This is a genomic window from Peribacillus sp. P4_C12 (assembly GCF_056402095.1).
Window position 1 is genome coordinate 1 of sequence record NZ_JBFUIB010000293.1, and the last position, 4622, is coordinate 4622.

Consider the following 4622-nt stretch of genomic DNA (forward strand, 5'->3'; position numbering starts at 1 on the left):
AGAAAGTGAGAGTTGCCATGGTTCAGCAGGAAAAAAAGAAATATATTACTCCAGATGGATACACAGCAGATATTGCGATCTTTACGATTACCACCAAGAAGACAGCCGAGAAAGCCCCGCCTGAAATGTTATTAAAGCTATTATTAATCAAACGTGCTGCAATAGATAGGGAAGGAAGTCCGAATGTTGAAGGTGATAAATGGGCTTTACCCGGTGGCTTTGTGAATGCTGGCGAGACAGCCTATGAGGCAGCCAAACGAGAATTAAAAGAAGAAACAGGTGTGACAGGATTTCATGTGAAGCATTTTGGTGTATATGACCATCCGGGACGTGATCAGAGAGGATGGATTATCTCTAATGCTTTTTATGCAATTGTTCAGGAAGAATTTCTTCATCAAAGAAAAGCGAATGACGATGCAGCTGAGGTGGAATTGTTCACGATACAGGAAACTTTAAAATTAGAACTTGCTTTTGATCATTATACAATTATTAATGAAGCGATAAATGTAATGAAAAAAGATATGGTGCAAACAACGATAGCTCAAAAGTTTTTACCAGAAGAATTTACACTTTCAGAACTCCAACGGGTTTTACTAACAGTTAGGGATGATGCGAAAATCAGTGCAGATTCACTTTTTTTTGCAAAAGCCCCAAAGCTCCCGTTCTTGGAGAAAGTATTGGATGAAAAGGGCTTACAGAAGAAAACTAAACGTAATTCATTTCGGCCTTCACAACTTTACCGATTTAATGCAGAGATTGTCATGGACTCTATTTATTATTAGGAGGAATGAGTGAAATGGGTAAAAAGGCTTTAATCAATATTGATTATACATATGACTTCGTGGCAGACGGCGGTGCATTGACATGTGGAAAGCCTGGACAGGAAATCGAAGATACACTGGTCGGTATAACTAAGGAATTTATCAAGCAAGGGGAATACACGGTATTTGCGATTGATCTTCATGAAGAAGGAGACCGCTTACATCCTGAAACGAAATTGTTTCCACCACATAATATTAGCGGTACAATGGGTAGAGACCTATATGGTACGTTAAAAGAGGAATATGAAACAAATAAAAATCTAAAGAATGTTTATTATATAGATAAAACACGTTATTCGGCTTTTGCAGGAACGGACCTTGATATCAGACTTAGGGAACGGGACATTACCGACGTATATTTAGTCGGTGTTTGTACCGATATCTGCATATTACATACTGCAATTGACGCTTACAATTTAGGCTATAAAATCTTTGTTTACGAAAATGCAGTGGCCTCATTCAATAGTGCCGGTCACGAATGGGCACTTACACATTTTAAAGGATCACTTGGAGCAACCATTCTTTAATATCTATTCACGCAACAGAATAGAAGAGAGGCGGCCGCTTCTCTTTTGGGAGGAACTATCCATGGAAAAAAAGTACAACGACGACAGTTACGCACTACACACAGATCTTTACCAAATCAATATGGCTCAAACTTATTGGCAAGACAACACACATAACCGAAAGGCCGTTTTCGAGGTTTTTTTCAGAAAGCTTCCATTTAACAGCGGATATGCAATTTTTGCAGGACTAGAGAAAATTGTTCATTACCTACAGAACTTTTGCTTTTCAGAAAGTGATATCAACTATTTAAAATCGGAATTGCATTACGATGATGAATTTTTGGATTATTTGCAGAATGTCCGTTTTACTGGAACGATTCGTTGCATGAAAGAGGGCGAGCTTGTTTTTGGCAACGAACCGATTTTACGTGTAGAGGCACCCCTTGGTGAAGCGCAACTCATAGAAACAGCGCTGCTGAACATTGTGAACTATCACACACTCGTTGCGACAAAGGCTTCGCGTATCAAACAAGTAATTGGCGATGAATCTGCACTTGAATTCGGCTCAAGACGAGCACAAGAAATGGATGCCGCAATATGGGGAGCACGTGCTGCCTACATTGCTGGCTTTGACTCTACTAGCAATGTCCGTGCAGGCAAGCTGTTCGGTATTCCGGTTTCAGGGACACATGCTCATTCCATGATTCAGGCCTATAAAGACGAATATACAGCATTTCATAAATATGCAAGCTCTCATAAAGATTGTGTATTTTTGGTGGATACTTATGATACGCTACGTTCTGGCATCCCGAATGCAATCCGTGTCGCCAAAGAACTGGGCGATAAAATTAATTTCATTGGCGTCCGTCTTGATAGCGGCGATTTGGCCTACCTGTCAAAAGAAGCACGCCGTATGCTAGATGCTGCAGGTTTCMATGATGCGAAGATTGTCGCTTCAAATGATTTGGATGAATATACGATTATCAACCTGAAGCAACAAGGAGCAAGAATCGATATTTGGGGAATCGGGACCAAATTAATTACGGCTTATGACCAGCCTGCATTAGGTGCCGTTTATAAGATGGTTTCAATTGAGGACGAAAATGGGAATATGAGAGATACCATCAAAATTTCTTCTAATCCTGAAAAGGTAACGACACCTGGCCTAAAACGAGTATACAGAATCATTAATAAAGTCAACCACCATGCAGAAGGCGACTACTTGGCTATGGAATATGAAAAGCCTCAGGAACAGGAAAAATTAAAAATGTTCCACCCTGTCCATACTTTCCTAAGTAAATTTGTCACTGATTTCGATGCAGTGGACCTGCATGAGGATATTTTTATGGACGGAATTTTAACCTATGAATTACCATCCATTGATGAAATCAAGACCTTTACGGAAAAAAATCTTCAAGTATTATGGCCAGAGTACTTACGTGCACTCAATCCTGAAGAATATCCGGTCGACTTAAGCCAGGACTGTTGGGATAATAAAATGAGAAATATAGATGAAGTAAAAGCCAATGTTGAGAGAATGTTTACTAAATAACGAGTCTATTCTATAAGGAAAGAGGGGCTATGCCAATGCGTCCATTACAAAATGAAATCGTAAAAAAATTACTTGTCCAACCAACGATTAATCCTGAAGCTGAATTCAGAAAAAGTGTCGATCTTCTAAAAGATTATATGAAGAAAAACGATTTTCTAAAAAGCTTTGTACTGGGTATTTCTGGAGGTCAAGATTCAACGCTAGGCGGCTATATCGCACAAACTGCTGTCAATGAATTGAATCATGAAACGAACAGCAAAGAATATAAATTTGTTGCTGTGAGCCTTCCATACGGTTTACAGGCTGATGAAGATGACAGACAATTGGCTTTGAAATTCATTAAGCCAAGTCAAACGGTAACAGTTAATATTAAGGAAGCAGTGGATGCATCGGTAAAGGCTGTGGAAGACGCTACGGGTGAAAAACTATCCCATTTCTTAAGAGGAAATGTCAAAGCACGTGAGCGGATGAAGGTGCAATACGATTTAGCCGGACTATATAAAGGTGTCGTGCTTGGTACAGACCATGCAGCGGAAGCAATCACCGGTTTCTTTACAAAACATGGTGACGGGGCAGCTGATATCATCCCGTTATATCGTTTGAATAAAAGGCAGGGAAAAGAAATTCTGAAATTCGTCGGAGCACCTGAGCGTCTATATACGAAAATTCCAACTGCAGATCTAGAAGATGACAAACCGCTGATTCCTGATGAAGTGGCTTTAGGTGTGAGTTATGATGAAATCGATGATTACCTTGAAGGTAAGGAGATCAGAACGGAAGCGGCCGAAATCATCGAAGGCTGGTATACAAAAACCGAACATAAACGGAATGAAGCCATTAACGTGTACGATACTTGGTGGAAATGAAGGAATAATGGAGAAGCTTAGTTAAGATAGGACTTCAGCATGTAATTGAATGATAAACGCCAATCACTGTTGAAAATGCAGGATTACGAATCTATTATTAGAGCCCATATTACTATGAAGATGCAGTAGAATACTATGGTTATGGGGAAGCAAACCAATCATGAGATTTCCGAATACTCCCATTTTTCAGCCGAACACAGCAGTAAAAAATGGAACCTTTCCTAAAGTGAAAGGTTCCATTTTTTTAGTCTATATGTGAATAAATATGTTTTTCCAAATTGTTTCTCGAATGCTTCTTTAGTTGTTCATTATAAACTATTGCTTCCTGCGTCAAGAGTAATGGACTTTCTATGTTTTAAAGGAACGGCGATTTTTTATTTAATTGCACGATTGTTTCCAATACTTCAGGATTTTAAAAGAGAAGAAACATCACCTATGTAGTAGGATGATTTAATGACACGTGGCATGACTTTCCATTTCTCGTTTAGATGGAATCGGTTTTAGTACAGCATGATTCTATACTTGAGACAGTTAAAATTGGAGTTCCAGAAGATGTGAAGGGTGAAACGACCATCTGTTTTGTGCCATATTTCATTACATCCGATGCTAGATGCTTTTATTTCATATTGCCTCACTTCTTAATTAATTAAAACCTGAAGACATCACTATCGGGGTCTGTGATTCCTCTGGAACAAAACCCTTACAGTCTTTCTAGTTCTAATTGCTTCTGTTATAACGTCATTCTCTTGTAACGCAGAAACTGAAAACCAGTCAGCCGTCACAGAAGAGATTTCAACAACCATGATGGATATCAGATCTCATGCAAGCCAACTGGCCGAAATGGCACAGAGAATGCTAAAGGGAGAATAATATGAAC

At 39.2% G+C, this 4622-nt stretch carries 5 protein-coding genes; all 5 read left to right on the top strand.

Annotated features, from left to right (window positions below):
• The first annotated feature begins 17 nt into the window (after positions 1-17).
• The 5 genes from AC1DUW_RS21325 (at position 18) to AC1DUW_RS21345 (ending at position 4395) form a co-directional block, all read left to right on the top strand.
• Positions 18-782 carry an NUDIX domain-containing protein gene (locus AC1DUW_RS21325; protein ID WP_477643397.1) on the top strand — a complete coding sequence of 255 codons (765 nt, stop codon included), beginning with the start codon at positions 18-20 and terminating at the stop codon, positions 780-782.
• Between the two features lie 14 nt (positions 783-796).
• A complete protein-coding gene (locus AC1DUW_RS21330) occupies positions 797-1348 on the top strand; it encodes a cysteine hydrolase family protein (protein WP_056519325.1) in 552 nt (183 codons plus the stop codon).
• A gap of 61 nt (positions 1349-1409) precedes the next feature.
• Positions 1410-2879, top strand: coding sequence for a nicotinate phosphoribosyltransferase (locus AC1DUW_RS21335; RefSeq protein ID WP_477643395.1), 1470 nt, complete (start codon positions 1410-1412; stop codon positions 2877-2879).
• A 35-nt stretch (positions 2880-2914) separates the two neighbouring features.
• A complete protein-coding gene (gene nadE / locus AC1DUW_RS21340) occupies positions 2915-3745 on the top strand; it encodes an ammonia-dependent NAD(+) synthetase (protein WP_477643396.1) in 831 nt (276 codons plus the stop codon).
• Positions 3746-4233: 488 nt separating this feature from the next.
• On the top strand, positions 4234-4395 hold the full coding sequence (locus tag AC1DUW_RS21345; RefSeq protein WP_152952267.1) for an AMP-binding enzyme: 162 nt from the start codon (positions 4234-4236) through the stop codon (positions 4393-4395).
• The last annotated feature ends 227 nt before the right edge of the window (positions 4396-4622 follow it).